At 39.0% G+C, this 26,110-nt stretch carries 27 protein-coding genes and 1 pseudogene; 17 read left to right on the top strand and 11 right to left on the bottom strand.

Annotated elements, in window-relative coordinates; translation table 11 throughout:
* Positions 1-235: 235 nt before the first annotated feature.
* Entirely contained in the window at positions 236-583 is a 348-nt protein-coding gene (locus ACWF5P_RS09910) for an ion channel (protein WP_434169246.1), read from the bottom strand.
* A 205-nt stretch (positions 584-788) separates the two neighbouring features.
* Between ACWF5P_RS09910 and ACWF5P_RS09915 the strand changes: the two genes are divergently transcribed.
* Entirely contained in the window at positions 789-1,214 is a 426-nt protein-coding gene (locus tag ACWF5P_RS09915) for a VOC family protein (protein ID WP_434169247.1), read from the top strand.
* Between the two features lie 289 nt (positions 1,215-1,503).
* Here the strand turns inward: ACWF5P_RS09915 and ACWF5P_RS09920 are convergent, their stop codons facing one another.
* Entirely contained in the window at positions 1,504-1,776 is a 273-nt protein-coding gene (locus ACWF5P_RS09920) for a ribbon-helix-helix domain-containing protein (protein ID WP_434169248.1), read from the bottom strand.
* A 384-nt stretch (positions 1,777-2,160) separates the two neighbouring features.
* Here ACWF5P_RS09920 and ACWF5P_RS09925 point away from each other — a divergent pair, with 384 nt between their 5' ends.
* From ACWF5P_RS09925 to ACWF5P_RS09950, 6 genes are all read left to right on the top strand, one after another.
* A complete protein-coding gene (locus ACWF5P_RS09925) occupies positions 2,161-3,489 on the top strand; it encodes a PTS transporter subunit EIIC (protein ID WP_434169249.1) in 1,329 nt (442 codons plus the stop codon).
* The gene (locus ACWF5P_RS09930; RefSeq protein ID WP_434169250.1) at positions 3,482-3,778 is read left to right on the top strand and encodes a hypothetical protein; all 297 of its coding nucleotides are present in this window, start codon (positions 3,482-3,484) and stop codon (positions 3,776-3,778) included. Before ACWF5P_RS09925 ends, ACWF5P_RS09930 begins: the two co-directional genes overlap by 8 nt.
* Positions 3,775-4,857 carry a DUF871 domain-containing protein gene (locus ACWF5P_RS09935; RefSeq protein ID WP_434169251.1) on the top strand — a complete coding sequence of 361 codons (1,083 nt, stop codon included), beginning with the start codon at positions 3,775-3,777 and terminating at the stop codon, positions 4,855-4,857. The genes ACWF5P_RS09930 and ACWF5P_RS09935 overlap by 4 nt, the downstream gene beginning before the upstream one ends.
* A 30-nt stretch (positions 4,858-4,887) precedes the next feature.
* Complete coding sequence (locus tag ACWF5P_RS09940; protein ID WP_434169648.1) at positions 4,888-5,193, top strand: lactose/cellobiose PTS transporter subunit IIB; 306 nt, start codon at positions 4,888-4,890, stop codon at positions 5,191-5,193.
* Positions 5,194-5,217: 24 nt separating this feature from the next.
* Complete coding sequence (locus tag ACWF5P_RS09945; protein WP_434169252.1) at positions 5,218-5,544, top strand: PTS lactose/cellobiose transporter subunit IIA; 327 nt, start codon at positions 5,218-5,220, stop codon at positions 5,542-5,544.
* Positions 5,545-5,823: 279 nt separating this feature from the next.
* Positions 5,824-6,726 (top strand): aldo/keto reductase, encoded by a 903-nt coding sequence (locus tag ACWF5P_RS09950; protein ID WP_434169253.1) that lies wholly within the window; start codon positions 5,824-5,826, stop codon positions 6,724-6,726.
* A 423-nt stretch (positions 6,727-7,149) separates the two neighbouring features.
* Here ACWF5P_RS09950 and ftsZ read toward each other — a convergent pair whose 3' ends face one another.
* Positions 7,150-8,172 carry a cell division protein FtsZ gene (gene ftsZ, locus ACWF5P_RS09955; protein ID WP_452444820.1) on the bottom strand — a complete coding sequence of 341 codons (1,023 nt, stop codon included), beginning with the start codon at positions 8,170-8,172 and terminating at the stop codon, positions 7,150-7,152.
* An 826-nt stretch (positions 8,173-8,998) separates the two neighbouring features.
* Here ftsZ and ACWF5P_RS09960 point away from each other — a divergent pair.
* The 5 genes from ACWF5P_RS09960 (at position 8,999) to ACWF5P_RS09980 (ending at position 14,038) form a co-directional block, all read left to right on the top strand.
* The gene (locus ACWF5P_RS09960) at positions 8,999-9,598 is read left to right on the top strand and encodes a nucleotidyltransferase family protein (protein WP_452444821.1); all 600 of its coding nucleotides are present in this window, start codon (positions 8,999-9,001) and stop codon (positions 9,596-9,598) included.
* Positions 9,599-9,733: 135 nt separating this feature from the next.
* A complete protein-coding gene (locus ACWF5P_RS09965; RefSeq protein ID WP_452444822.1) occupies positions 9,734-11,893 on the top strand; it encodes a xanthine dehydrogenase family protein molybdopterin-binding subunit in 2,160 nt (719 codons plus the stop codon).
* Entirely contained in the window at positions 11,890-12,354 is a 465-nt protein-coding gene (locus ACWF5P_RS09970; RefSeq protein WP_034312987.1) for a (2Fe-2S)-binding protein, read from the top strand. The genes ACWF5P_RS09965 and ACWF5P_RS09970 overlap by 4 nt, the downstream gene beginning before the upstream one ends.
* Positions 12,351-13,217: an FAD binding domain-containing protein gene (locus tag ACWF5P_RS09975; RefSeq protein ID WP_427572937.1), complete on the top strand. Its 867-nt coding sequence runs from the start codon at positions 12,351-12,353 to the stop codon at positions 13,215-13,217. The genes ACWF5P_RS09970 and ACWF5P_RS09975 overlap by 4 nt, the downstream gene beginning before the upstream one ends.
* 26 nt (positions 13,218-13,243) lie before the next feature.
* Positions 13,244-14,038 (top strand): XdhC family protein, encoded by a 795-nt coding sequence (locus tag ACWF5P_RS09980; protein WP_063592958.1) that lies wholly within the window; start codon positions 13,244-13,246, stop codon positions 14,036-14,038.
* A gap of 340 nt (positions 14,039-14,378) precedes the next feature.
* Here the strand turns inward: ACWF5P_RS09980 and ACWF5P_RS09985 are convergent.
* Positions 14,379-14,467 (bottom strand): annotated as a pseudogene (locus ACWF5P_RS09985) (IS6 family transposase); the annotation flags it as partial.
* 91 nt (positions 14,468-14,558) lie between these two features.
* On the opposite strand from ACWF5P_RS09985, the gene ACWF5P_RS09990 reads away from it, so the two are divergent.
* Complete coding sequence (locus ACWF5P_RS09990) at positions 14,559-15,671, top strand: DNA alkylation repair protein (RefSeq protein ID WP_452444823.1); 1,113 nt, start codon at positions 14,559-14,561, stop codon at positions 15,669-15,671.
* A gap of 426 nt (positions 15,672-16,097) precedes the next feature.
* Here ACWF5P_RS09990 and ACWF5P_RS09995 read toward each other — a convergent pair whose 3' ends face one another.
* Both ACWF5P_RS09995 and ACWF5P_RS10000 read right to left on the bottom strand, forming a co-directional pair.
* On the bottom strand, positions 16,098-16,652 hold the full coding sequence (locus ACWF5P_RS09995; protein ID WP_452444824.1) for an HPP family protein: 555 nt from the start codon (positions 16,650-16,652) through the stop codon (positions 16,098-16,100).
* Between the two features lie 327 nt (positions 16,653-16,979).
* The gene (locus ACWF5P_RS10000; RefSeq protein ID WP_452444825.1) at positions 16,980-17,564 is read right to left on the bottom strand and encodes a CGNR zinc finger domain-containing protein; all 585 of its coding nucleotides are present in this window, start codon (positions 17,562-17,564) and stop codon (positions 16,980-16,982) included.
* A gap of 321 nt (positions 17,565-17,885) precedes the next feature.
* On the opposite strand from ACWF5P_RS10000, the gene treP reads away from it, so the two are divergent.
* From treP to treR, 3 genes are all read left to right on the top strand, one after another.
* Positions 17,886-19,337: a PTS system trehalose-specific EIIBC component gene (gene treP / locus ACWF5P_RS10005; protein ID WP_101221630.1), complete on the top strand. Its 1,452-nt coding sequence runs from the start codon at positions 17,886-17,888 to the stop codon at positions 19,335-19,337.
* Between the two features lie 81 nt (positions 19,338-19,418).
* Positions 19,419-21,089: an alpha,alpha-phosphotrehalase gene (treC, locus tag ACWF5P_RS10010; RefSeq protein WP_452444826.1), complete on the top strand. Its 1,671-nt coding sequence runs from the start codon at positions 19,419-19,421 to the stop codon at positions 21,087-21,089.
* 31 nt (positions 21,090-21,120) lie between these two features.
* On the top strand, positions 21,121-21,834 hold the full coding sequence (gene treR, locus ACWF5P_RS10015; RefSeq protein WP_402942096.1) for a trehalose operon repressor: 714 nt from the start codon (positions 21,121-21,123) through the stop codon (positions 21,832-21,834).
* A 117-nt stretch (positions 21,835-21,951) separates the two neighbouring features.
* Here the strand turns inward: treR and ACWF5P_RS10020 are convergent, their stop codons facing one another.
* The 3 genes from ACWF5P_RS10020 to ACWF5P_RS10030 form a co-directional block, all read right to left on the bottom strand.
* Positions 21,952-22,299 carry a DMT family transporter gene (locus tag ACWF5P_RS10020; RefSeq protein WP_452444827.1) on the bottom strand — a complete coding sequence of 116 codons (348 nt, stop codon included), beginning with the start codon at positions 22,297-22,299 and terminating at the stop codon, positions 21,952-21,954.
* A gap of 25 nt (positions 22,300-22,324) precedes the next feature.
* Positions 22,325-22,654, bottom strand: coding sequence for a DMT family transporter (locus tag ACWF5P_RS10025; protein WP_101221634.1), 330 nt, complete (start codon positions 22,652-22,654; stop codon positions 22,325-22,327).
* A gap of 758 nt (positions 22,655-23,412) precedes the next feature.
* Complete coding sequence (locus ACWF5P_RS10030; protein WP_452444828.1) at positions 23,413-23,904, bottom strand: AAA family ATPase; 492 nt, start codon at positions 23,902-23,904, stop codon at positions 23,413-23,415.
* Positions 23,905-24,156: 252 nt separating this feature from the next.
* On the opposite strand from ACWF5P_RS10030, the gene ACWF5P_RS10035 reads away from it, so the two are divergent.
* Positions 24,157-24,618, top strand: coding sequence for a GNAT family N-acetyltransferase (locus ACWF5P_RS10035; protein ID WP_452444829.1), 462 nt, complete (start codon positions 24,157-24,159; stop codon positions 24,616-24,618).
* A gap of 71 nt (positions 24,619-24,689) precedes the next feature.
* Here the strand turns inward: ACWF5P_RS10035 and ACWF5P_RS10040 are convergent, their stop codons facing one another.
* Positions 24,690-24,992, bottom strand: a complete 303-nt coding sequence (locus ACWF5P_RS10040) for a CotD family spore coat protein (RefSeq protein ID WP_434169264.1) — start codon at positions 24,990-24,992, stop codon at positions 24,690-24,692.
* Positions 24,993-25,123: 131 nt separating this feature from the next.
* Entirely contained in the window at positions 25,124-26,041 is a 918-nt protein-coding gene (locus ACWF5P_RS10045) for an aminoglycoside phosphotransferase family protein (RefSeq protein WP_452444830.1), read from the bottom strand.
* Positions 26,042-26,110: the final 69 nt, after the last annotated feature.

The following is a 26,110-nucleotide window of genomic DNA, read 5'->3' on the forward strand; positions in this document are numbered from 1 at the left end:
GTACTTTATTTATGAAAAAAATTATTATTTTTAATAAAATATATATTGCTCACCTCGAATGCCGTCTCACTAACATCCTATGTTAATGAAAGTTCGACGGTCTCCAATATAAAGGGGGATTTGTGCCCCTACGTAAACAACTGTTATTCGGCAGAGAACCTGCACTTGTTGTAGTGAAGGGTGATTGTATTACGATAAAAAAGGAATGCCGATTATTATAAGCATTCCTTTGCATTCAGATTTTGCTGCTGTTGCTCTCGTTTTCCGGTTTCTTTAAGATTGCGTATGCTAGGTATCCTATTAAGCCGATAAATAATCCGGTGCCGCCTACAATATAAATCATTGTAAACACTTTTCCTAATATTGTCTGTGGTTCAAAACTGGGATGCCCAACCGTGCTAAGAGTAACAACGCAGAAGTAAAGGGATTCAATCACAGATAGACCTTCCTGCTTAACATAGAAAATCGTGCCGGAAAATAACATAACGAGGACCAATACGAAAAGAACCTGGAAGTTCTTCAATTTAAAAGCGGACCAGAGTGCTTTTAGGAAACGTTTCAAGGTGAGGATAAATGAAATCATTGGTAATTGAATTTCCTTTCGGTTCATTACATTTTAAGTAAGGTGAATGAGTAAATCCTGATATTCGAGCTCGATCAGTCAATCATTCTACTATACAGGAATTCAGCTTGGATTGACAAAAAAAACCGTATTTATTTTGATCTCGTTTGAACTAAAAGAGTTGGTAAACAATAGAAGGAGAAAGTAAGTAAAAAGGGGGACAATCATGAAACCACGTATTACTGTCATAACATTAGGTGTGGATGATTTGGAAAAATCGCTGGAATTCTATCGGGATGGCCTGGGATTTCAAACAGAAGGAATAGTGGGCAAAGAATTTGAGCATGGGGCCGTTGCCTTTTTCGACCTGCAAGTAGGCCTAAAGCTTGCCATATGGAATCGCAGGGATATAGCTCATGAGGCCAAGGTTCCTTTGTCTCCGGCAAGCCCTTCTGAATTTACCCTTGGTCACAATGTAGGCAGTAAAGAGGAAGTGGATATTGTGTTGGAAAAAGCAAAAAAAGCTGGCGCGATCATAACCGATCCGGCACATGACACTTTCTGGGGAGGATACTCTGCACACTTTCAAGACCCTGATGGACACCTTTGGGAAGTCGTTTGGAATCCGCAGTGGGATATCATAGAATCATGAATAGAAAGCATCCTCATACTCAAGTTTAGTCCTGATATTTTAATACAAAAAAGACTGTAGCAATAGGAGTTCTATCCAAATGTTAAAACAAAGTCAATTGGAGCGGGTGTTCGAGACTCCTGCGGGAAAAGCGGGTCTAGGGGAGACCAGCAGGCGTAAGCCGAGGAGGCTACCGGACCGCACGCGGAAAGCGAGTGCCTGGAGTGATTTAACGTTTAAATTGTAAAAATCATAAAAAACTGTAGGCAAAATTGATTTTCATCGAGTTTGTATGAAACAAGCACTTTACCTAGGGGGTAAGTGCTTGTTTTTTATTGATGAATTCTCTACTTCTTGCAATCATTTCTTTATTCTTTTCAATCGCTTCGTTGTTACTGAATTTCACCTGATTAACCGTCTCATTGTCTTCCATGTATTCAAGCAGCAAGTCTACCGCTTTATCCATCAGTCTTTCGATGGGGATACCTCTTTCTTCAGCCAAATTAGCGAGTCTATTAGTCAAGTGCGGATTGATGGTAATGTTTATAGGTTTTTTCGTTTCAGAATTGATAGGTCGTTCCACCTTCAGACTTTTAATCTATCATATACCTTTAATTGATGTTAAACAAATATAGTGTAGGGAAATGTAAGTATGCTTGTGGTTCATTTTGGCCCTCCTTCTTTCCAATTCTGGAAGTGAAGAGTAATTTTAAAAAGAAAGCAGGAAATTGACAGTGATCAATTTCCTGTTTTTTTTTTTTTGTACTTGGGGGAGTCACGAGAAGGATTTGCACCTCTTTTATCAACAGCGGCTATAAAACTGCACTGTGTATTCCTATATTTCAAAGTTTGTAACACAAACTATATTTTCAATAAAAATATTGACATAATCAATATAACGTTATAATGTTTATTTATTGTAATTGTTTGTTTTTTCAGACTCTTATTCAAAAAGGGGGAAAAGTTATTGAATAATTTTATGGGGTTACTCGAAATGAAAGTGCTTCCAGTTGCAAACAAAATTGGTTCACAAAGACATCTGCTAGCGATCAGGCACGGTGTTCTGGCAACACTTCCACTGACGATCATTGGATCATTCTTTGTTATTTTGTTGAATTTTCCAATCGCTGGGTATGACGAATGGATTGCACCTTATCGTGCCGCTTTGGATGTTCCTTTTCGGTTTACAGTGGGAGCAATGGCTTTATATGCAGCTTTTGGGGTTGGGTCAGCGCTGGCAGGACATTATAAATTAGATCAGCTCAGTGCAGGTCTTCTATCAGTCTTAGCTTTTCTGATTACATGCGTTGTGCCTACCCAAGTCATGGAATCCGTTCCAGGAGTAATAGAAGCGGGTCGCTGGTTACCTATCAGCTCTTTAAGCGCAGCCTCTTTATTCGGAGCAATAGTAACATCGTTGATTTCCGTCGAGATTTTTCATTTTTTGATTAAACGCGATATAAAAATCAAATTACCGGAAAGCGTTCCGCCAATGGTTTCGAATTCCTTTGCAGCCCTGATTCCAACATTGGTCGTGGTCCTTCTTTTCTGGGGCATTCGTTATGGTTTAGGCTTTGACATTAACTCGATCATCACTACTTTGGTGTCACCTCTCAAAAATTTATTGGTTGGTAATAGTTTAATAGGTGGCCTGCTTACAGTCTTTCTCATTGTTTTCTTTTGGTCGCTGGGTATTCATGGACCGGCAATATTGGGTCCGATCATACGGCCGATGTGGGATTCGGCGATTCTCGAGAATATGGATGCATTTGCGAGAACGGGTAATGCGGCGAATTTGCCCAATCTATTTACCGAACAATTCATTCAATGGTTCGTATGGATTGGCGGGGCGGGATCGACATTATCACTTGTTGTACTATTCCTATTTTCAAAATCGAAGTATTTGAAAGAACTGGGTAAACTGTCCTTTGTTCCAGGGATTTTTAATATAAACGAACCTATCATTTTTGGAGCGCCGATTGTCATGAACCCCATTTTAATGGTTCCGTTCATCGTTGCCCCTTTGGTAAATGTCATCGTTTCTTATACATTCTTTCAATTAGGGTTAATACCAATGATAATGGCTAAGCTGCCGTTTACGGTCTTTAGTCCAATTGCCGCTGTCATCAGTACAAATTGGACAATCATGGCCGGGGTTCTGGTTTTATTGAATTTCGTCATCTCTTTAATGATCTATTTTCCCTTTTTCAAGATGTTCGAGAAGCAGCATTTACGTGATGAAAATAAAATAGAAGCTGGACCGGAAGAAAAGGAAGCGGGCATTAAATATGCTTGAAATAATATCCGCAATTCTATCATTTGTCGGGTCACAAATCATTTTTTCCCGAACTGGGCTAGGTGAAAAATTAACACCCTGGAAATCGGTTGGCCTGTCTATTTTAATCATTAGTTTTTCTATCTTTCTGTTTACCGCAATGGGATCGACTTATTATTTAATTGTCATTGTACCAACGATTATTTGTTCTGTAATGGTATCCTCACGCTACCGTGATTATTTAATGGGATTACAGGCTAAGCGGGCTCAATGGAAAGAAAGTAGTAAAGGAGTGAATGATAGCTTATGAGAAGATTAGGTATTTCAATTTATCCGGAACACTCTACACCGGATAAAGACAAGCAATATATTAAACTTGCCCATAGTTATGGTTTTGAACGAATATTCACGTGTTTATTATCGGTTTCAAAACCATATGAAATTGTCATGGAAGAATATAAAAATATTATTTCATATGCGAAAGAGCTACATATGGAAGTCATTCTTGATGTTGCTCCAGCTGTTTTCGACAAGTTTGATATTAGTTATGATGATTTAAGTTTTTTCGCAGAAATGGGAGCTGACGGCGTTCGTCTGGACCTTGGGTTCGATGGCTTGAAAGAAGCTAAAATGACCTATAACCCTTACGGATTGAAAATCGAATTGAATATGAGTAATGATGTCGATTATTTATCGAACATACTGACGCATCAAGGGAATAAAAATCAAATCATTGGCTGTCATAATTTCTATCCCCAAAAATTCACAGGTCTCCCTTACGACTTTTTCATTGCCTGCAGTAAACGTTTTAAAGAACATGGCATTCGTACAGCTGCATTTGTTACTTCACAAACTGGTGATATAGGTCCTTGGAGTATAAATGATGGATTATGTACATTAGAACAGCATCGTGAGCTTTCAATTGATGTACAAGCCAAGCATCTATGGGCAACGGGTTTAATTGATGATGTCATCATCGGGAATGCTTACGCTAGTGAAGAGGAACTAAGAATGCTGGGATCATTACAGCGTGACATGATCGAGCTGAAAGTGGAACTCCATTCGGATGCGTCACCAATTGAGCAAAAGGTTGTGTTGGATGAATTACACCTTCGCCGTGGTGATATCAGTGAGTATATGGTCCGTTCAGTGGAGGTCCGGAAAAAATATGCGAATGAAGATTTTACAGTCCGGGAAAGTATCCCACAGTGCAAAGGGTCCGTTTTCATCGGCAATGATTCTTTTGGAAAATACAAAGGCGAACTTCAAGTCATCTTAAGGGACATGCCATTGGATGAACGAAAAAATGCAGTCGCCCATGTTGTAACAGAGGAACATTTTTTGCTGGATTACATTAAACCATGGGGCACATTTAGATTGATTAAATAACCTGAACCTAATTTTTAAGGAGGAATAATGATGAATATACTATTATGCTGTTCTGCAGGAATGTCCACAAGTCTATTGGTTAATAAGATGGAGAAAGCGGCAATGGAAGAAGGATTGAACGTGAAAATCCAGGCTGTTGCCACTATGGAAGTAAGAAACCATATAAATGAGGTCGATGTTATACTTTTAGGCCCTCAAGTTCGTTATTTACTTAATGATATAAAGAAAATAGGGGATGAAAAAGGAGTACCGGTAGATACGATTAATCCCATGCATTATGGATCATGTAATGGCAAGGAAGTATTGCGTACGGCCCTCCAATTAATATCAAAATAACATACTATCAAAAGGGGTGTTAATATGACGAAAACGAAAGAGGATCTCTCTGAATTATCATTTCAATTAATTCTCCATAGCGGGAATGCCCGCAGTTGTGCAATGGAAGCCATCGCCTTGCAAAAACAAGGTAAATCAAGCGATGCCCAGGATAATTTAAAGGAAGCGGAACAAGAATTCGTTGCGGCACATAAAATCCAAACCGCATTGATTCAACAAGAAGTGAATGGTGAGGAATTCGATATTCCAATGCTCCTGATCCATGCTCAAGATCACTTGATGACTTCCATGACAACAAAAGATTTAGCAATAGAAATCGTGGAATTGCACGAGAAAACACAAAAGAACTAACGAAGTGATTCATGCTGATAGAGGGTTTAAGAGGTTGCTGCGGCAGCCTTTTTCTAATGGACCTAACGTGTGAAATGGCACGACAAGATTTCTTTTGTTAAAGTTCATGAACCTTAACAAAAGAAATATGGCATAGGGTCACTCAAAATTAGGATTCTCCGAAATTTTAAATTATACTATTGTTCAAGGCAGCAGCGAATGATACTGACACAAATTAACGTAGGATAATCATGATAGAAATACAAACAATTAATTAGCAAGATCAAAGGGGAGAAAAACATGCAAAGAGTCAATCTAACTGATGAGCTTAGTCTTTCACGAATTGTACACGGTATGTGGAGATTAGCGGATTGGAGATTTTCTACAGAGGAAATCCTATCTCTTATTGAACACGGAATGGATCGTGGCGTCACTACATATGATCACGCCGATATATATGGAAGTTATACATGTGAGGAAATTTTCGGGAACGCACTTTCATTAAAGCCATCTTTACGCGATAAAATGGAGATCGTTACGAAATGTGGCATAGTTCTTCAATCAAAAAACCGTCCTTCCCATAAAAGTCACCATTATGACACTAGTATAGCCCATATCATAAAGTCTGTTGATCAATCTCTTATGAATCTTAAAACGGATTATATTGATTTATTACTTATCCATCGTCCTGATCCCCTGATGGACCCTGCGGAAACGGCTGAGGCGTTTAATCAATTAAAGGAATCAGGGAAGGTCCGTAACTTTGGAGTATCGAACTTCAAAAAACCGCAATGGGATATGCTTCAATCTTATCTAGAATATCCGCTTGTGACGAATCAGCTGGAGCTTTCTGCATATAATCTTGAAAACTTCGAAGACGGAACCATGAACTTATGTCAGGAAATGGGCGTGGCGCCGATGGCATGGTCACCGCTTGCAGGAGGAAGCATTTTTGAGGAGTCGAATGAAAAGGCTGTCCGCTTAAGAAAAACGTTAGAAATCGTAAAAGAAGAAATCGGGGCCAATGGAATAGATGAAGTGATGTATGCATGGCTGTTGAGACATCCTGCAAAAATCATTCCGATCGTTGGATCAGGTAAGAAAGAACGATTGGACAGCGCCATTGATTCACTAAACCTAAGCATGGAAAAAGAACAATGGTTTAACATTTTAACAAGCTCGATGGGACATGATATTCCGTAATGAATTGTACCGTTGAACAAGAAACCTTGCCTTCATTAATGGGGACCTCCGTAAAGAGGTCCCCATTCTTAAATTTCAATGAATCCATATCAATCCACTTTCCCATGTTTCCTAAGGTACAATTCATTTCCTTTCAATATGATATGTGGAAGAAAGCAATCTATTAATAGAAAAAGCGGGAAAACAAACTGATCTATTACTGTTTTCAGGTTCCATACCTTTTTTATGGATATGAAAAGGTTAAAAGGAGCTTAATAGAAACTATTTATGTCCCATCTTCTGGACTTTCAGATAATTCTTGCCCCATACCTTCTATTTGACTTTCACTAACTGTGGTCTTTGTGGCATTGTTCAATAATTTTAAATATTTTTGAGTATTACACTTCCAGGGTTCGGTCAAATACTAAACAGTAAATTTTTGCATCAAAACTCGTGTGAAAGCCGTTTTTCCATTTCTGTTATTGAAGGGCGCGCAGGCATTTTCAATGATGGAACCTCCTGATCATTCAAGCCAGTAGCAATGATAATTACTATAATTTCATCTTTTAAGTTTTCATTAATAACAGAACCGAAAATCATATTTAACTCTGAGTCTGCCTCGGAAGTAACAATATTTGCTGCCTCTTGTACTTCATATAGACTTATATTGGCGCCTGTGAGTTTCATTAGCACACCTTGGGCTCCGTCGATGGAAGTGTTAAGTAACGGACTGGAAATGGCTTTCTTTGCAGCTTCCGCAGCGCGATGTTTACCTGTTGCTCTGCCAATGCCTATTAAGGCAGACCCTTTATTGGACATGATTGTTTTCACGTCTGCAAAATCAATGTTGATTAAACCTGGTACAGCAATTAAATCCGATATACCTTGGATACTTTGGCGAATAACATTATCCGCTTCAAGAAATGCTTCAAGCATTGGTGTATCTTTATGTAAAATCTCCAATAAGCGATCGTTTGGAATAACAATTATTGTGTCCACTGCTTTCTTCATTAAGGAGATTCCTCCTGCTGCTTGTGTTGCACGCTTATTGCCCTCAAACGCAAACGGAAGTGTTACAACGCCAATGGTTAGTATGTCAAGCTCACGGGCAATTTGAGCAATGACAGGGGCAGCACCCGTTCCTATACCGCCGCCCATTCCGGCTGTAATGAGTACCATGTCTGTACCTTTTAATGCTTCTTGGATCTGCTCTTTGCTTTCTTTAACTGCTTGTTTACCTACCTCTGGATTTGCCCCTGATCCTAAACCTTTTGTCAATGTTGCACCGATTTGTATCTTGATCTCTGCTTTTGATAAATTAAGAGCTTGTGCATCTGTATTAACAGCTATAAATTCTACACCTTTAACTCCATGTTCGATCATACGGTTAACGGCGTTATTTCCTCCGCCGCCAATACCAATTACTTTAATGTTGACTGATGAGTTTACACTTGTAACAAACTCCATTTATAAGACCTCCTAGTCATTGAAATTACCTTATTTCAAATTATTCAAATAAATAGCGGAAACAACACTCATTCTTTTATTAGAAATGTTTTGTCTTTCTTATATTTAGATTTAGTTAAAGAAAAAGGCATTGTCGTTAGCGGTCCCGTAAAGGAGACTTCTAACGACAATGCCTTTCATTGAACCCTTCCATTCTTTGCTAAAGGTGGGTGGGTTCGATATCCTAAAAAGGTAATCTTTGTTTTAATTCTAAGGTAATTCCACTATTAAATCAATATATATACATTATTATAAACAAATACGTATTCATGAAGATGGCGACGACCATCTGATTAGAATTATTTACAGTGTGTAACCTAATAAGGTTAAAGATAATGATATCTTTAGGAGTTTTAAAAGGTGAAACTAACTTAGTTAAATTACCGTGCTGTATACCTTTAATTCATGAACAAGAAAATAGATAAGCAAAGATGCACCACTACATCTCATCTTTATTTTGTATTTTTCCTACCGTCAGCACTCTACACATATAGTATGTGGGAACATAGTTTACACCTAAAATAATTTCAATGTTGTGAAAATTTAGGGGTGAAATGATTCTGATTCTTATTTTGAATAAACTAAAACAGACAGGAAAATATTTATCCTGTCTGTTTTTTGCCTCTTAAATAACTACGGTGAAGCGTACCATGAGTAATATAATGAGGCTTTTACGCATATAAAGAAAAAACACTATGTTCTCTTAATAGTCCATACAGCAAATCCTTCCTCCGCTTGTGATTTTATTGTGATATTAAAGAAAAATGATAGGTAGAAGGTGACGAATATGGAAGCAATCGTCCTGGCTGCTGGATATTCCAGCCGAGCGAATGCATTTAAAATGACTTTGCCGATGGGGCAAATGAGCGTGTTGGAGCAAACGATCTCTAAATTTGAAGGATTATGCAACAAGGTCATCGTCGTAGCTGGATTTCAAGCGGAAATCATCCAAGAGGAAATTGTCAAAATTATCAGTGAAAATGCCTATTCATTTCAGATCAAGTTTGTTTATAATGAAAACTTTAACCAGGGAATGTTTCATTCCATTCAAAAGGGCTGCAACGAAGTGAATGACCCAACCTTCTTTATAACACCCGGCGATTGTCCGCTTGTAAAAAAAGAGACTGTTCAGCTACTAGCAAAACACAAAGGAAACGTGGTTATTCCCAGCTTTGACTATAAAGGCGGCCATCCCATTAAATTATCAAGCGAAGTGAAACAGAAAATTCTCGAAACCAATCCAGAAAGTAATTTGCGTGTGGTCCTGGGCGGTTACGAAAAGCAATACATGAATGTAGATGATGCGGGAGTATTAATGGATGTTGATACACCGGAGGATTACCAAAAAGCCATTGAATATGATAATGCTTTAAATTTCTCGAAGTAAAAATAAAAATAAAAACTACGAAAATCTTGAATAGAAATGAATCATAAAAGATCATTCTCATTGATAAAATCATTGGAAGAGGTTTCTATTCAGAATATGTCCCATTAAAAAAATGAGTCGAAGGGTGTTGTTGCAATGAATCTCAATGACATAAGCACCTCAGTGCCCAAAAAGGACCATAAAGGTAAAGTATCGGGCCAGTTGCCCTATATTAGTGACGTAAAAGTGGAAAATATGGTTTATGGTGTTTTGTATCGATCGCCAATTGCATATGGAAAAATAATATCCATTCAATTACCTAATCTTCCAGAAGGGTATGAAGCTGTTGGAGCAGAGCATATCCCCGGACCGAATTATGTCAAAATTATCAAAGAAGATCAGCCCATTTTTGCCAATGAGTGGGTCAATTATATTGGTGAGCCAATTCTCATGCTCACGGGCAAAGATCTGGATATCCTGTACAGTTTGTTAAATGAAGTGAAGGTTGAATTTGAAGAACATCAGGCTATTTATACATTGGACGAAGCGATCAAGCAAAAATCAGTATCCTTAGTTTTGGCAAGCTATGAATTTGGGGAAAGCTTAGTCAACATTTCAGCTATCGAGCAGGGAGCCCATCAAATCATCGAAGAAGAATATGATACGGGTTATCAGGAGCATGTCTATCTTGAGCCGCAAGGAATGCTCGCCGTTTATAAGGATGATGAAATTGTCGTCCAGGGATCGATGCAATGTCTTTATTATATAAAAAATGCATTGCTAAGCGCATTAGCCTGTGGTGACGATGAAGTTAGAGTTGTTCAAAGTCCTACCGGCGGAGGTTTTGGCGGCAAAGAAGATTATCCTTCTATGATGGCTTGTCACGTAGCCGTTGCCGCAAGAGCAGTAAAAAAATCGGTAATGCTCGTGTTCGACCGTTCTGAGGATATGCTGGTAACGACGAAAAGGCATCCGGCCAAACTCAAATATCGGACGGCCCTTGATAAGGAAGGAAATATTTTGAGCATGTGTGTTGACATCTTTCTCGATGGAGGGGCAAATGTTGGATTGAGCTCTGTTGTGCTGCAGCGCGCATTATTAAACAGTGCCGGTGTTTATAAAATTCCGCATTTTCATGCAAAAGGCTATGTCTTAAAAACCAATACCGTTCCGAACGGCGCCTTCAGAGGCTTTGGTGCTCCTCAAAGCTTTGCCGGAATCGAAAGTCATATTGGACATCTTAGTAAACTGGCAAAAATCGACCCGCTTGAATATAAACGAAAATACCTCGTCAAACAAGGAGACCCCACCATCACCAAAGGTAAATTCCGCGACCCGATATTAGTGGAAGATATGATTGAGGACGTACTCAACGTGTCAGAATACAACAAGAAAAAAGAAGACTTTCAGCGCTTAAATCAACAAAATCAGCGCTATAAAAAAGGCATAGGAACTTCGCTGTTCCTCCACGGCTGTGGATTTACTGGCAGTGGCGAAAGAGATCATATTAAAGCAAAGGTGAAACTGGTTAAATCAAAGGACGACCAGGTATCACTAAAAATCTCAAACTCTGATATGGGACAAGGTATTTTGACTACGTTGTGTAAAATTGTCGCCAAAGAACTTAACCTCCCGTTCGAAGATATTTTGTACCCTTATCCCGACACAAAAGAGGTTCCCGACTCGGGTCCGACCGTAGCTTCCAGGACGACGATGATTGTCGGAAAATTGCTTGAGCGGGCCGCAAAAAAACTTAAGAATCAGTGGCAAACAGGGGTGGAACAGGAAGTGGTTGAGCACTATGTTCACCGTGAAATGATTCCTTGGGACGAGAAAACCTTCACTGGAGATGCCTACCCGGCTTATTCATGGGGCGTTAATATCGTTGAAGTAGAAGTTGATACGTTAACAGGTAATTTAAAGTTAGAAAAAGTATACGGCAATTATGAAGTTGGGAAGGTCATCGATGAACGGATTATGAAAGGCCAAATTGACGGTGGTTTGGCTCAAGGGCTAGCATATGGTTATCTAGAAAAGATGACGTCAAAACAAGGTAGAATCCAACAAAAAAGCATATCGGATTATGGACCGCCGACTTCATTGGATATTGTTTCAATTGAAAGCAAGGTCTTTGATAACCCCTATGCTGATGGTCCATACGGGGCGAAGGGTGCAGGTGAATTGACTTTAATCGGAGGCGCTCCAGCAGTCCAAGCTGCGATTGAGGATGCCCTGCACACTTCTTTTCAGCAAATTCCGATTACACCGGAAGTCATTATTGAAAGTCTTTGGATGAAAGAAGGTGAAGAGGGTTGATTAAATTCACACTAAATGGAAGAACGGTAGAAACTGACGCCCCTGCTACAGCAAGATTACTAGATTTACTAAGAGATGAGTTTGAGTTAATCGGAACAAAGGAAGGCTGTGGTGAAGGGGAGTGCGGAGCCTGCAGTGTTTTTGTGAATAACCTCCTGCAAAACAGCTGCCTTATTCCAATTGGCTCGATTGCTGGTGCCGATATTCAAACGATCGAAGGCATCATTGAAACGGAACAATTTAAAATTTTAGATGAAAGCTATTCCATAGCCGGGGGAGTGCAATGCGGCTATTGCATACCGGGAATGATTATGGCAAGTGCAGCTTTGTTATCTGAAAATCCTCATCCTTCAGAGGCTGAAATTCGTGAGGGCATCTCCGGAAATTTGTGCCGATGTACGGGCTACAATATGATTGTTGAGGCGATTAACCTAGCAGCTAAAAAAGGTGATGGCTTATGATAGAGAAAATAACAGCGTATCGCTTCGAGCGTTTAGACGAAACTTTGAGCCAATTGAATAGAGAAGATTGTGCAATCATAGCCGGAGGCACCGATGTTATGGTTCTTCACAAAAGTAGAAGGGGAGTACCTCCAAAAATCCCTAAACCGATTGTTTTTATTAATCATCTTTCCGAATTAAAGCAGGTGTATCAACATCACAAGGATCTCCACATCGGGGCCTGCTGTACCTATAGTGAATTACTTGAAAATCCGTTGATTCCTTTTGCTTTAAAGAATGCAATTAAAACAATTGCTGCCCCGGCAATTAGAAACCGGGGAACATTAGGCGGTAATATTTGCAACGCCTCTCCAGCCGGTGACATGCTTCCTTTATTATATGTATACAATGCAAAGCTTCTGTTGCGCTCCGTAAATGGTGATCGCATGGTTGCGATTAGCGATTTCATTCAAGGTCCACGACAGGTTCAACGCTTTCACAATGAAATAGTAACGGAGATTATTCTGCCGTTCGTATTAGGAGATTCACATGTCGTTTTCGAGAAAGTTGGCAACCGCAACGCAGATGCCATTGCCAAAGTATCGTTTGCGGGTTTCGTCCGGATAAGCAAAGATCGAATCGATGACATTCGATTTGCCTTCGGGGCGGTCGGACCTACGATGGTTCGTTCCATTGATATTGAGAGGAAGCTGGTTGGAAAAACGATACCATTAGCCGATGCAGACATCGCTGAAATTGTGGCAGCCTTCGATAAGATCATTAGACCAATCGACGATCAACGCTCCACTGCGGCTTACAGAAAAACCGTTGCGTTACATCTTTTACGTTATTTTCTCAGCATGAAGCAATATCAACCGAATTAATGTTTAAAGATAGGGGGGAGCTTTTCATGCAGCTGATGGAAAAAGTGGCCATGCTGACGCGTCAAAACGAAACCTTTGCTTTAGCCATGATTATTGAATCAAAGGGCTCGACTCCCAGGCATGTTGGAAAAATGATTGTCTACCGGGATGGTACCATTGAAGGGACTGTCGGAGGGGGCTTGGCTGAACACTATGTGATCGAAGATAGTGTAAAGGCGATCCAAGATGGCCAATCGAAAATCGTTGAATATAAATTGAATAAACATGCAAAAGACGGAATTCAGATGAATTGTGGCGGCACGTTACGGGTCTTTATTGAAGTCTATACAAGCAGGCCTGAACTCATTCTGGCTGGGGCCGGTCATTTAGGCCATGCGTTGGCAAAGCTCGCTGATTTCCTTGAATATCCTTATTGCATTGTCGATGATCGCGTTGGTTATTGTACAAAGGAACGCTTTCCGAATGCGACAAACCTTTTTGTGAACGAGGATATTGGAAAGGCTTTGCTCGCAGCCAACCTAAATGAAAAATCATATGTGGTAATTGTTACAAAAGATTGTGATGATATTGTATTAAAAACGGCACTGCAATTTCCGATTGCATATGTTGGGATGGTAGCCAGTAAACGCAAGGTCATAAGCATATTTGAAAAGTTAAAAAGTGAAGGGGTCACGCAAGAACAGTTGGAGCAGGTACATTCTCCAATCGGATTGGAAATTGACTCGGAAACATCAGAAGAAATTGCCATCAGTATTATCGGTCAAATCATCAAATTAAGCAAGGAAAAAAAGCCTGTAAAAGTGAAACAATTAAATAGATAAGTAGAAAGGTCAGATAAAGCTAAAATCAAAATTTCTAATAGACAATTAGGTCAGTCCCCACTGTGTTAAAGTATTAACTCAGTGGGGACTGACCCTTTTTCTTTGATAAAAGCTAGAAGCAGGCCCTTGCTCTTCAGAGTGGGCTTTTTGTCGTTTTGATTAATTCATTAATATGGTAGGAATATTTTACTTTATATGCTACTACTATCATACTATACACAAAGGAAAACTCCTGGAGGTATTTTGTATGGGGATATTAGATGGACTTATGGGAAACGGGTTCTGGTGCAAAGATTACATCCATTGGAAAAAGGTATATAGATTCCTATAGAATCAACTATTATGCAGCCATTCCAAATAGTGATGAATGAACTTCACTTGATTTTGGACAGACTTGTTCTGTAAAGTAAGCTGTCCTTTTTTAATGATTGTATCGTGCATAACATAGTTTGAAATGATTGCTGATAGGTAGTGCAAGTATCCAAAAGCAAATTTAACCTGAAGAAAAGAAGTGAAAAAAATGGCTGAGCCTTTAAAGGATTTATATAATGAAACGTTCATTCGTGAATTCGGTGAAAAAGTAAAGGGTGTCCATCCGTCCTTCTCTACTGAATCGTTTATAGGGGAAGTGATTGATGAGCATTGGGACGAGAGGAAGTTAAAAGAACGAATAAGACACATTTCCATTACTCTTGGAAAGCATCTTCCAAGTGATTATCAAGATTCTTTGGATATTTTGTATCGGCTTGATAAGGATTGTGAAGGTTTTAGATATTTATTTTTCCCGGATTTTGTAGAGGTACATGGATTGAATAAGAAAGATTGGCCGTTATCGCTAGACGCGTTGGAGCGTTTTACAGCAAGGTCATCCTCCGAGTTTGCAATCCGTGCTTTTATCTTGCTTGATCCCGTTTTAATGATCGAGAAGATGAAGGAATGGACCAATCATGATGATGAGCATGTCCGCAGGCTGGCTAGCGAGGGATGCAGGCCCAGGTTACCTTGGGGGCAAGCTTTACCGATGTTCAAATCCGATCCGGCACCCGTCTTGGAATTACTTGAGAACCTGAAAAACGATCCATCCCTATATGTTCGCAAAAGTGTGGCCAATAACTTGAATGATATTGCCAAAGATCATCCCAAAACCGTTATAGAAACAGCTAAGCGCTGGTATGAAAGCGGAGAACCCAACACGATTTGGATTATTAGACGGGGATGCAGGACCTTAGTTCGACAAGCAGATCCAGAAGTCCTTTCATTATTTGGATACACGGATGTATTGAATAATCCGAATATCATTACAAACGCATTTATTAGAAATGAACCAGACTCGATTTTTATTGGGGAAACGAGTGAACTTCATTTCGGCTTTCGAGTTCAAGAAAAGAACTCAGTAAAACTACGCATCGAGTATGCCATCGATTTTGTAAAAGCAAATCAGAAAACTTCCCGTAAAATTTTCCTTTTGTTAGATAGGGATTTCTCAGGTAGTGAAGAAGTTGAAAGAGTGAGGAATCACAATTGGAAAGACCTGACGACACGGCGACATTATATGGGAATCCATCGAATATCACTTCTTGTAAATGGTGTGGAAGTTGCAGAAACACAAGTCAAACTAAACACTGAAACTTAAATGTTTACGAATGAACAGAACAGTTGTTAACGAAAGGGTTATAATACTTCAATTTTAAAACAAAAATGACTGTAAGCAAAAGGAGTTCTATCTAAATGTTAAAACAAGGTTGATTGGAGCGGGTGTTCGAGACTCCTGTTTAGAAAGCGCGTCCAAGGGAGACCCCGCAGGCGCAAATGCGCCGAGGAGGCTTTCGGACCGCCCGCCGAAAGCGGGTGCCTGGAGGTGAAATCAACGGTCATATATAAAAAAACCTAAAAAAGCTGTGAACAAATTCAATTATATCGAATTTGCAACAGTCTGAGAGGAGCACCCTAGCTCCTCTTTTTGTTTTTTAGATATATGTGAAGATTATTCACTTTTCTCCGATTTTGAATATTCTTCGTTAAAATCGTTTATCGCATCAAAAGGCTTATACTATTTACATCAAATCCAAAAAGTTGGATAGCTCCGATTGCTGCGTAAATTATTAATTAACAATGCCAGTAAAACGATTATCACAGCACCAGTTAAAACAGGTGTAAATAAATAACTCCAGCTATACTGGCCAAGCATAACTACAAGCGGGTCTGCCCCAGCTGGAGGGTGCGTCGTTTTTGTCAGCATCATCACCGCAATTGCTAATCCGACAGCCAATCCGATTGCCCAAGGTTCGTCGCCAAAAAAATGATAGGAAGCTAAACCTACGAATGTTGAAACGAAATGGCCGCCAATAATATTCCGTGGCTGTGATAATGGTGCGTTCCACAGACCGAACGCCAGTACACAGCTGGCACCAAATGGAGCCATTAACCACACTGCTGATGTTATTTTTGTTAAAAGAATTAAAGCGAATATAGTTAAAAACCCTCCAATAAGTCCCGTTATTGCGTCCTTTACATTTATCTGTAAAGGGCTTCTTCCTTTTCCCTTCATCTTCGATAAATAACGAATATGAAAAAAACGTTTTTCTTTATGACTCGATACTGAAATACGGTCCAATATGACCCCTCCTTTTTTATATAATTAGACTTTATATGAAATTAACTAACCTGTCAAAACTAATTTTAAAGGTTAGTTTGAAAGTCCATAAAAAAACCAACTTATATAATAAGTTGGAAAGACTTTAGCCAAAAGGGTTTTATCTAGAAGTAAAAACAAAGCTGATTGGAGCGGGTGTTCGAGACTCCTGAGGGAAAAGCTCGTCCAGGGGAGACACCAAAGGCGCCGAGGGCTGACCGCCCGCGGAAAGCGAGTCCCTGGAGGCAGCGTTCACATTGTACAAACTTAAAAAAACTGTTAGACAAACTTATTTAATAAGTTAGATCTTCATTCATCATCAGATTTCCGGTGTTGAAATCGTGCTACCTTTTTTCTATTTCCGCATATTTTCATTGAACACCACTTGCGTCTCCCGCTTTCATCGATAAATAACAGGACGCAATCATCATTCGAGCATCGCTTTAGTGATGACAGCTTATTTTCTTCAATTAATTTTAAGGAGTCAAAGGCAATATAAGATTGCAGGATATCTTCCGCTTCTCCAACAGGTATGGGAACAAGTTTTTGATCACTTAATTTAAAAGTGAAAGGTGATTTTTCGATTTTATTTTCTAAAAAGGCGATAAACTCATCAGGAATCGGATTCCCATCTGCTATTAACTCAAATTGTTTTCTTAAAATAGTACGCATTTGTAGAATGCCTACAAATACCTGCCCGATTCTCTCTTTAATTTTTAAGGATAGCTGATTATCCCAAAATGAGTTTTTCCCTTTTATTACAGCAAGCCAGTCCAGCACATCCCGTTCTGAAAGTAATAAGTCTTGCCGTTGACCACGACTGACCAGTTCCGTATTCACTAAATCCAGAGAAAGATTACCTGATATAAGTGGAAATTTATTAGTTTCAGACATAAGTTCATCTCCCATTTTCCGCTAAATTCTAACCAGTAAAATGTTAATTGAGAGGTTATGTCATCATTATACCCTATTTCGGATTTTTTCAGCTACTCGTTATCTTGAGAATTACGGGATAACATAAATGTGATCAAACATCCATATTAGCAATAAAAGAATAGTGATTGAAAGTACATGATAATCAATCCTTTTAAAGTGAGTAAAAAAGTTATTGACAAATCCTGTACGTACAGGATAATATGAAAGCGTATACAGAACCTATACGTACAGGTTATAAAAACAACTATATTTTGCTTTCTAGGGAAAGGAAGTAGTGAAATGGGTAAATACACAGAACCAGCAACGGATTTGCTCCAACATGTCGGAGGGAAAGAAAATATTGCGACGGTTACGCATTGTGCGACAAGAATGCGTTTTGCGTTGAAAGATCCCGCCAAGGCGGATGTAACGAATATCGAATCGATTAAGCTTGTGAAAGGAACGTTTACACAAGCTGGCCAGTTCCAGGTCATAATCGGGAACGAAGTATCATCGTTTTATAATGAATTCGTTTCCATAGCTGGACTTCAGGAAGCGTCAAAAGAAGATGTGAAAAATGCAGCAAAACAGAATATGAGCTGGCTGCAGCGTATGATTGCACATCTTGCGGATATTTTCACCCCGCTAATTCCTGCAATAGTCGTTGGCGGACTCATTCTTGGTTTCCGCAATATTATTGGGGATATAAAAATGTTCGATGACAGCACAAAGACCCTTGTGGATATTTCACAATTTTGGGCAGGGGTACACGCCTTCCTTTGGCTGATAGGTGAAGCTATTTTTCATTTTCTTCCTGTTGGGATTACATGGTCGATCTCGAAGAAAATGGGCACGACTCAAATTCTCGGCATCGTCCTTGGTTTGACCCTGGTTTCCCCACAGCTTCTTAATGCATATGCAGTGGCAAACACAAAGGCAAGTGACATACCTTTTTGGGATTTCGGTTTTGCCCAAGTCGATATGATCGGCTACCAGGCACAAGTCATCCCAGCGATACTTGCAGGGTTCGTCTTGGCGTATTTAGAACGGTTCTTGAGAGATAAAGTGCATAATTCCATTTCCATGATCGTCGTTCCATTTTTTGCTTTACTTCCAACTGTAATCATTGCCCATACCATTCTGGGGCCAATAGGCTGGAAAATCGGTTCTGTAATTTCTACGGTTGTATATTCCGGATTGACTTCATCAGTTGGCTGGCTGTTTGCTGCCGTTTTCGGCTTTGCCTATGCACCGCTTGTCATCACAGGCCTGCATCATATGACCAACGCAATCGATCTTCAGCTTATGAGTGAACTTGGCGGTACGAACCTATGGCCAATGATCGCATTATCCAATATTGCACAAGGTACGGCAGTGCTAGCAATGATTTACATCAACAGAAAAGACCAGGAGGAAAGACAGGTTTCCATACCCGCCACGATTTCATGTTATCTCGGTGTAACCGAGCCAGCCATGTTCGGCATTAACCTGAAATACGGCTTTCCGTTCTTAGCGGGTATGATCGGTTCACTTTTCGCAGGCATCGTTTCAGTCGGATCTGGCGTAATGGCAAATTCCATCGGTGTTGGAGGGATTCCAGGTATCCTATCCATCCAGCCGCAGCATATGGGAATGTTTGCACTTGCGATGCTGGTTGCATTCGTTGTTCCATTCATTTTGACTATAGCATTCTCCAAGCGACCTAATATGAACTTGAAAACAAGAACGAAAACAACGAAATTAAATGCTTAATAACGCGGAGGGAGAGCATTCTCCCTCTTTTTTTACCATACTGGCAAAAGATACATCAGGGATAGCAGGGGAGGAATTACAATGAAGGATTTTAAAAATAGTACGATCTATCAAATTTATCCGAAGTCATTTAAGGACTCGAACGGTGACGGCATCGGGGACATAAATGGTGTTATAGAAAAACTTGATTATTTGAGTATACTGGGAGTGGATTATATTTGGCTGACCCCTTTTTATCGTTCACCTCAAAATGATAATGGATATGATGTAGCTGATTATACATCCATTGATCCTGTTTTTGGGACGATGGATGATTTCGAAAGATTGGTGAAGGAGGCTAATTCGCGGGATATCCAAATCATGTTGGATATGGTATTCAACCATACATCAACAGAGCATGAATGGTTCCAAAAAGCATTGGCTGGAGAGAAAGAATATAAGGACTATTATATTTTCAAGAAATCGAAAAATGGAGAGCCCCCTACGAATTGGATTTCGAAATTCGGAGGACCTGCATGGGAATATGTAGCGGAACATGATGAATACTACCTCCATTTGTTCGATCGGACACAAGCTGACCTTAATTGGGAAAATCCCAGAGTGAGGGAGGAAATCTTCAATGTAGTAAACTTCTGGCTGGATAAAGGTGTCAAAGGATTCCGTTTGGATGTCATCAATCTTATTTCGAAACCTGACATCTATGAAAATGACAAAGATGGAGATGGACGATGCTTTTATACAGACGGTCCCAAGATTCATCAATTCCTAAAAGAGATGAATGAAGAAACTTTCGGGAAAGATGAAGAGGTGATGACTGTAGGGGAAATGTCATCGACGACCATTGACCATTGCATCAAATATTCATCTCCAGTTGAAAAGGAGCTGTCAATGGTATTCAGTTTCCATCATCTAAAGGTGGATTATAAGGATGGGGAAAAGTGGTCACTTGCAGATTTTGACTTCAGTCAGTTAAAGGAAATCCTAAGCAGCTGGCAATATGGGATGCAAGAAGGAAATGGATGGAATGCCCTGTTCTGGTGTAACCATGACCAGCCGAGGATCGTATCCAGGTTTGGGAATGATCAAGAGTATCACAAGGAATCGGCCAAGATGCTGGCAACAGCCATTCATATGCTTAGGGGAACCCCTTATATTTATCAAGGGGAGGAAATAGGGATGACCAACCCGAAATTCAATGATATTGGACAATATCGGGACGTGGAATCGATTAATTATTACAATATTTTAAAAGAGGCAGGCAAGGAAGAAAAGGAAATAATCGAAATCCTTCAAGCTAAATCCCGTGATAACTCGAGAACTCCCATGCAGTGGGGAAATGCGGAACATGCAGGCTTTACAAAAGGGACTCCATGGATTGCAGTGCCTGATAATGCCAAAATCATCAATGCTGAACACGCACTTATGGATCAGGATTCCATTTTTCATCATTACCAAAAACTTATATTCTTACGCAAGAAACATGATATCATTGCATATGGGGAGTATCAGGAAATTCTTGGCGACCATGACCAATTGTACGCTTATGTACGCAATTATGAAGACGAGAAACTTTTGGTCGTCAATAACTTTTATGCAAAAGAAACGGTCTTCGAAATTCCAAAGGATATAGACCTATCCGGATACAACTCAGAGCTCCTTCTCTCAAACTATATCGATTCGAAAGAACTTGCAGGTGATTTTATCCTTCGTCCCTATGAATCGGTGGTCTATTTGTTGAAAAAGGACGAGTAACAGACTAAGAAAAATATATTGTGGTGATGAAATGAACAGCAAATACCTATCGCTATATGGTGATATCGTTTCAAAAATTGAAGAAGGAACCTTTCCGACAAATTCAAAGCTTCCTTCCGAAAGCAGCTTCATGGAGGAGTATGACATATCCAGGGATACTGTGAGAAAATCCTTACAGTTGCTTGAACAAAATGGATATATCCATAAAATCAAAGGCAAGGGTTCCTTTGTCTTGGATTTTAGCAAATTTAATTTTCCTGTAGCAGGGTTGATTTCCTATAAAGAAATGGTGGAAAAGTTGAATTTGCATTCCAAAACGATCATCCACAAGTTGGAGCTTGAGACCCCCGACTCAAAAATGGCCAAGCTTCTAGACTTAACTGATGATGGTGAAATATGGAAGGTGTTCCGGGTACGCCAAATCAATGGGAAGAAAATCATACTGGACAAAGACTATTTCAAAAGCGAATTCGTAACTAACCTGACCAAGGAAATTTGTGAGGATTCTATTTATGGATATATCGAAAAGGATCTCGGGCTCCAGATTGGTTTTTCCAACAAGGAAATTACCGTGGAGCCATGCAGTGAGGAAGATAAACAATTATTGGACATTGAAGACTTCGATATGGTGGCAGTTGTGAAAAGTACGGTCCATTTAATCGATGGAAGCTTGTTTCAATATAGCGAATCCAGGCATAGACCCGATAAATTCAAGTTCACTGACTTTGCACGAAGGACTTGGTGAAGGTTAAGGAAGAAATGAAGGACTGACTCTTGAAAGTTCAGTCCCATTCAAAATGAGAACCCCGCCGTTGAAGATATTTTTATTTTTGAACGAGCGGGGAGAGGAGGAGAGTCAAACTTAGTTTGTCTCTCCTTCCGCTTGTTTAGTGGTATGGGAAGCATTTAGTAAAATCACTCCGCCAATGATTAATACTAAACCGCCTAATGTAGTGATACTAAATGGCTCATTCCATAATAGTACGCCAATCATTGCCGTTAAAGCTGTGCCTATTCCTGACCAAATGGCATAGGCTAAGCTTAACGGAATTGTTTTAAGACATAAAGATAAGCTATAAAATGCAATGCTAAACCCAATTATAACTCCAAATGAAGCGAATAAATGTGTAAAGCCTTCAGACAACTTAAGCATGGTCGTACCAAATACTTCACTAATGATTGATATTCCTAAGGCTATGTATCCGTTCATATTATTACCTCCGATTACTAAATTGTTAAGAAGTGCCTCCACTAGAGAGTTTCAAAACAACAACTCCTCCAATGATCAGGACTAAACCTAAAAATTTTTTCACGTTAAAGCTTTCTTTATAAACGATAACTCCCACTAAAGCAGTTAAAGCAGTGCCTATTCCCGACCAAATGGCATAAGCCGTTCCAAGCGGTATGGTTATTAATGATAATGACAGGCAATAAAAAGCCAAACCCATTCCAATTACCACACCAATGGAAGGGAATAACCTTTTAAACCCGTTTGATACTTTTAACATCGAACTGCCAAACACTTCACTTAGGATGGCTATTGCCAAAAACGCATAAGGATTCAAGATGAACTCCTCCTAAATATTGATCTATTTTCGACCACTTCCCCCAAGAATCTTATCATCTAAAGGACTCATATTAAACTAAAACCACCTATAGTCAGTTTCATATTTTCTGTCTTTGCAATTCACGCTCAATATTCATCTTAAAGTGATACAATAAGCCGCTTCTTCGAACCTGGTAGCAACATATAAGAAGGGGGAACAGGGATTTCTAGGAATTTTGTCGAATTATTCCTTTAACGATTATATTACTTAAGAAATAGGGAAACGGTAGAATATGAAATTAATTAATAGTTATTCGGATAAATTTACTTTTACACTGTGGGAAGAGCCTCTGTAAGTATATTATTTATTTTAAAATATACCTCGATAGAATAAATTGATGATGTAGCTACACTTAGAATCCGTATTTCATCTCTATTAGCAACAACTTTAATAGGATTAGGGCTCCAATTCTGCGGAGAATAGATCACGTTCACAACAATTTAGGTATCCCACTTTAGTGCATACTCTATACAAAGCTAGTTAATTTATTCAGATGTTACCGGGATGTAAAAAGGGATTTTCTATAGGAAGATCCCTTTTTACTACTTCTTCAACTAACGACCCTTAAATCAAAAGCTAAACAAAAAGGCTTTGGTTATACCGGTACGTTTATTTGGCTAAGAAAGCCAGCAGCAGACAAGAGTGGATTTCGGAATAAACGTACGTATTTCATCAGAAAGGTCCATATCTGCATTTATAAGAAGATTTTCCTTTATTTAGGCAAGCTTCTCCATTATCCATTGTTTAATTAACTTAGCGACTTGGGGCGGGGAAGTGGTAGAAGTGTCTATAGTAGGTATTGGTGGAACTGATGTTTTGGCTTCTTGAACTAACTTCTCAGATAGTTCATTCATATAATTAATGCTGTCAGCCGTCCATTTGCCACGAGCCGATAATCGTTGTGTACGCGCTTCACCGTTACAATAAAGATGTAGGTAATGAACTGGATCAAATAAAGGGAAATGGTCGCAAATTTCAACATTATAGGGATCGGGTACATTGCCGAATAATACGGAATTACGTCCGGAATAAGCACTATAATAGGCAACCTTCAACCAATTATCACATGCTGTTTGATAATCGTCATTGTTAACGATAAGATCCATATCAAATACATTGAAATCCACCATGATTTTCTGCAATTCCAGTGAAGTTGCTGATTTACCTGAGCCACTAATGCCAGTCACAATAAAAAGAGGGTAAGTCATGATCATCACCTTCCAGTATATTAAGGAAATAGGTTACTAATATCATAATGATATTTTCCACTTTATTTATTAGTATGTTCAAACTGTTAATTCGCATCTTTTTTTTACCCAGTATGAAAAAAGAACTTTGCCTGCCTCTCTAGAAATGTGATTCTTCTTTAAGGCTATTGACTGGCCTATATAAAAAATGTACTTTGAATATGAACATTACTGGTATATGGAAATTCACAGGATATAGTCAGGGGGATAATTATGTATGTTAGTCAAACCAGGGATCATGAAGTAATTGCAAAACTAAATAGAAATGTCCACGATCTGCATGCAAAACTATATCCTAAGTATTTTAAGGAATATAATTATAGTGCAATGAAGGAATCTTTCAAAAGTTTGGTTGGAAATAACAGTTTTGTTTTTCTCGTTTTAAAAGAACATGAAGAACCGATCGGTTACGTATGGATTGAAATTAAAAAATATCCAGAAAGTGCTTTTAAAAATGCGTATAAATCAGTTTATGTGCATCAGCTTAGTATCGTTGAAAATCAAACCAAAAAAGGTTACGGTAAAATACTAATGAATGAGGTCTATGAAATTGCCAAAAAGAATGATATAGATTTAATTGAACTGGATTATTGGTTTGAAAACAAAGCTGCAAAAGAGTTTTATCAAAAACAACACTTTAAAAAGTATAGGGAGTTTGCATTTAGACAGTTGTAAATCCTTTGACACTCATTATTCAAAGGATGGAGGAAGGAATTAATAAAAACCCCGAATTGGGGTTTTTTTAATTAATATCTTACCAGTCTCCTTGAAAAACTAGGGGGTTGAGGAACTCCACAAATAAAGCTTTGGGAATAACACTCTTTCACGATACTTCGGGTATGCGGTATATATGTGTTGAAGTGTTTATTCACCGTAGTTGTATGTGTCGGGTGAAAAACCGGAATCACCGTGTTGATGACATTGGTTTTTACATATTGCTTTGCTGGGGAGATTTGAGGTGGATTATACTGTGTAGGCATTCTGTGAGGTGGGCAATATTGTCGTGGGCATTGACCGCCTTTCAGATGCCCCCAGGGCTTATTATACATTTAAACACCTCCTGGATTTTTTTTTGAAAGTCATTATTAGTTTATGAAAATAAATGATAAAGGGACTAGTATAAATGCCTTTATCAAAAATATCCTGGGCATATCAGATTTTTCACTCATTTTAAAAAGCATTAATTTAAACGAATTCGGTTAATCGCTTGACGAACAAATGACTTGTGTCTTTTTCGCCAGTTATTTTCCTTGCTCTTTTCCAAGCCCCATTCAGGAAATGTAGATAACCGTAATGAGGCAAATAATTGCCAGTAGGGTAAGTTTGTAAAATTCACCTCAGGCATCAGGGTTTTATATTGATTGGTGAAGTCATTCATCGCTTGCATTCCAAAATGATAAAAGATTTCGAGTTGACTATTGGCAAGGTCAATCAAAGGGTCCCCTAAGCCTGAATCTTCCCAATCAATTATGGAAACTAGTTTACCCTCTATCCATAATAGATTTCCTGGCCAATAATCACCATGAAGGATCACTTCCTTATTAATGGATGGTAAAGGGGTGAAATATTTTAACAAATCCCTAATCAATCTCATATTTAATGTTTCGTCCAGGATTACCCTATCGTTATTATTTAACATTTCGATATATGTATTTTCTAATTTAGGCAGGAATGATAAAGATAGATTTGCACAATCAACACGATGGATTTTTGCTAGATTTATTGCCGATTGTAAGATATGATCATTGAGATTTGAGGGTGTGAATTCTGACTTCCCCTCAATAAACTCGATAAGTATGCATGGCTTGGAAAAAATCTCGCAAGATTGCTCTAGGTAATATGGCATCGGTACAGGCAAACCTGCAGCTTTCAATATCCCTAGGAGCTTGTGTTCATCAGCTGCAACATTTGGATTCCGTTTTAGGTCAGGATCACCATGCTGACGAACGATCATTTTCATGAGCCGCCCTGAAGGATGTAATACTTCAAGGCCTGTAACCTGTGCAGAAATTCCGCCTTTTAATTCCCATGCGCGAATTAGCTTGCTTCCTTGATCAAACTTTTGAACCAATTGTTCAAACTTACCATATTCATTCATCATACAACTCTCCTTTAAAAAATTTTAGCTATAGGATAAGTTCCCAGATAACTTTCGTAATTAAAGCAT

This window comes from Peribacillus sp. NPDC055009 (genome assembly GCF_053608705.1).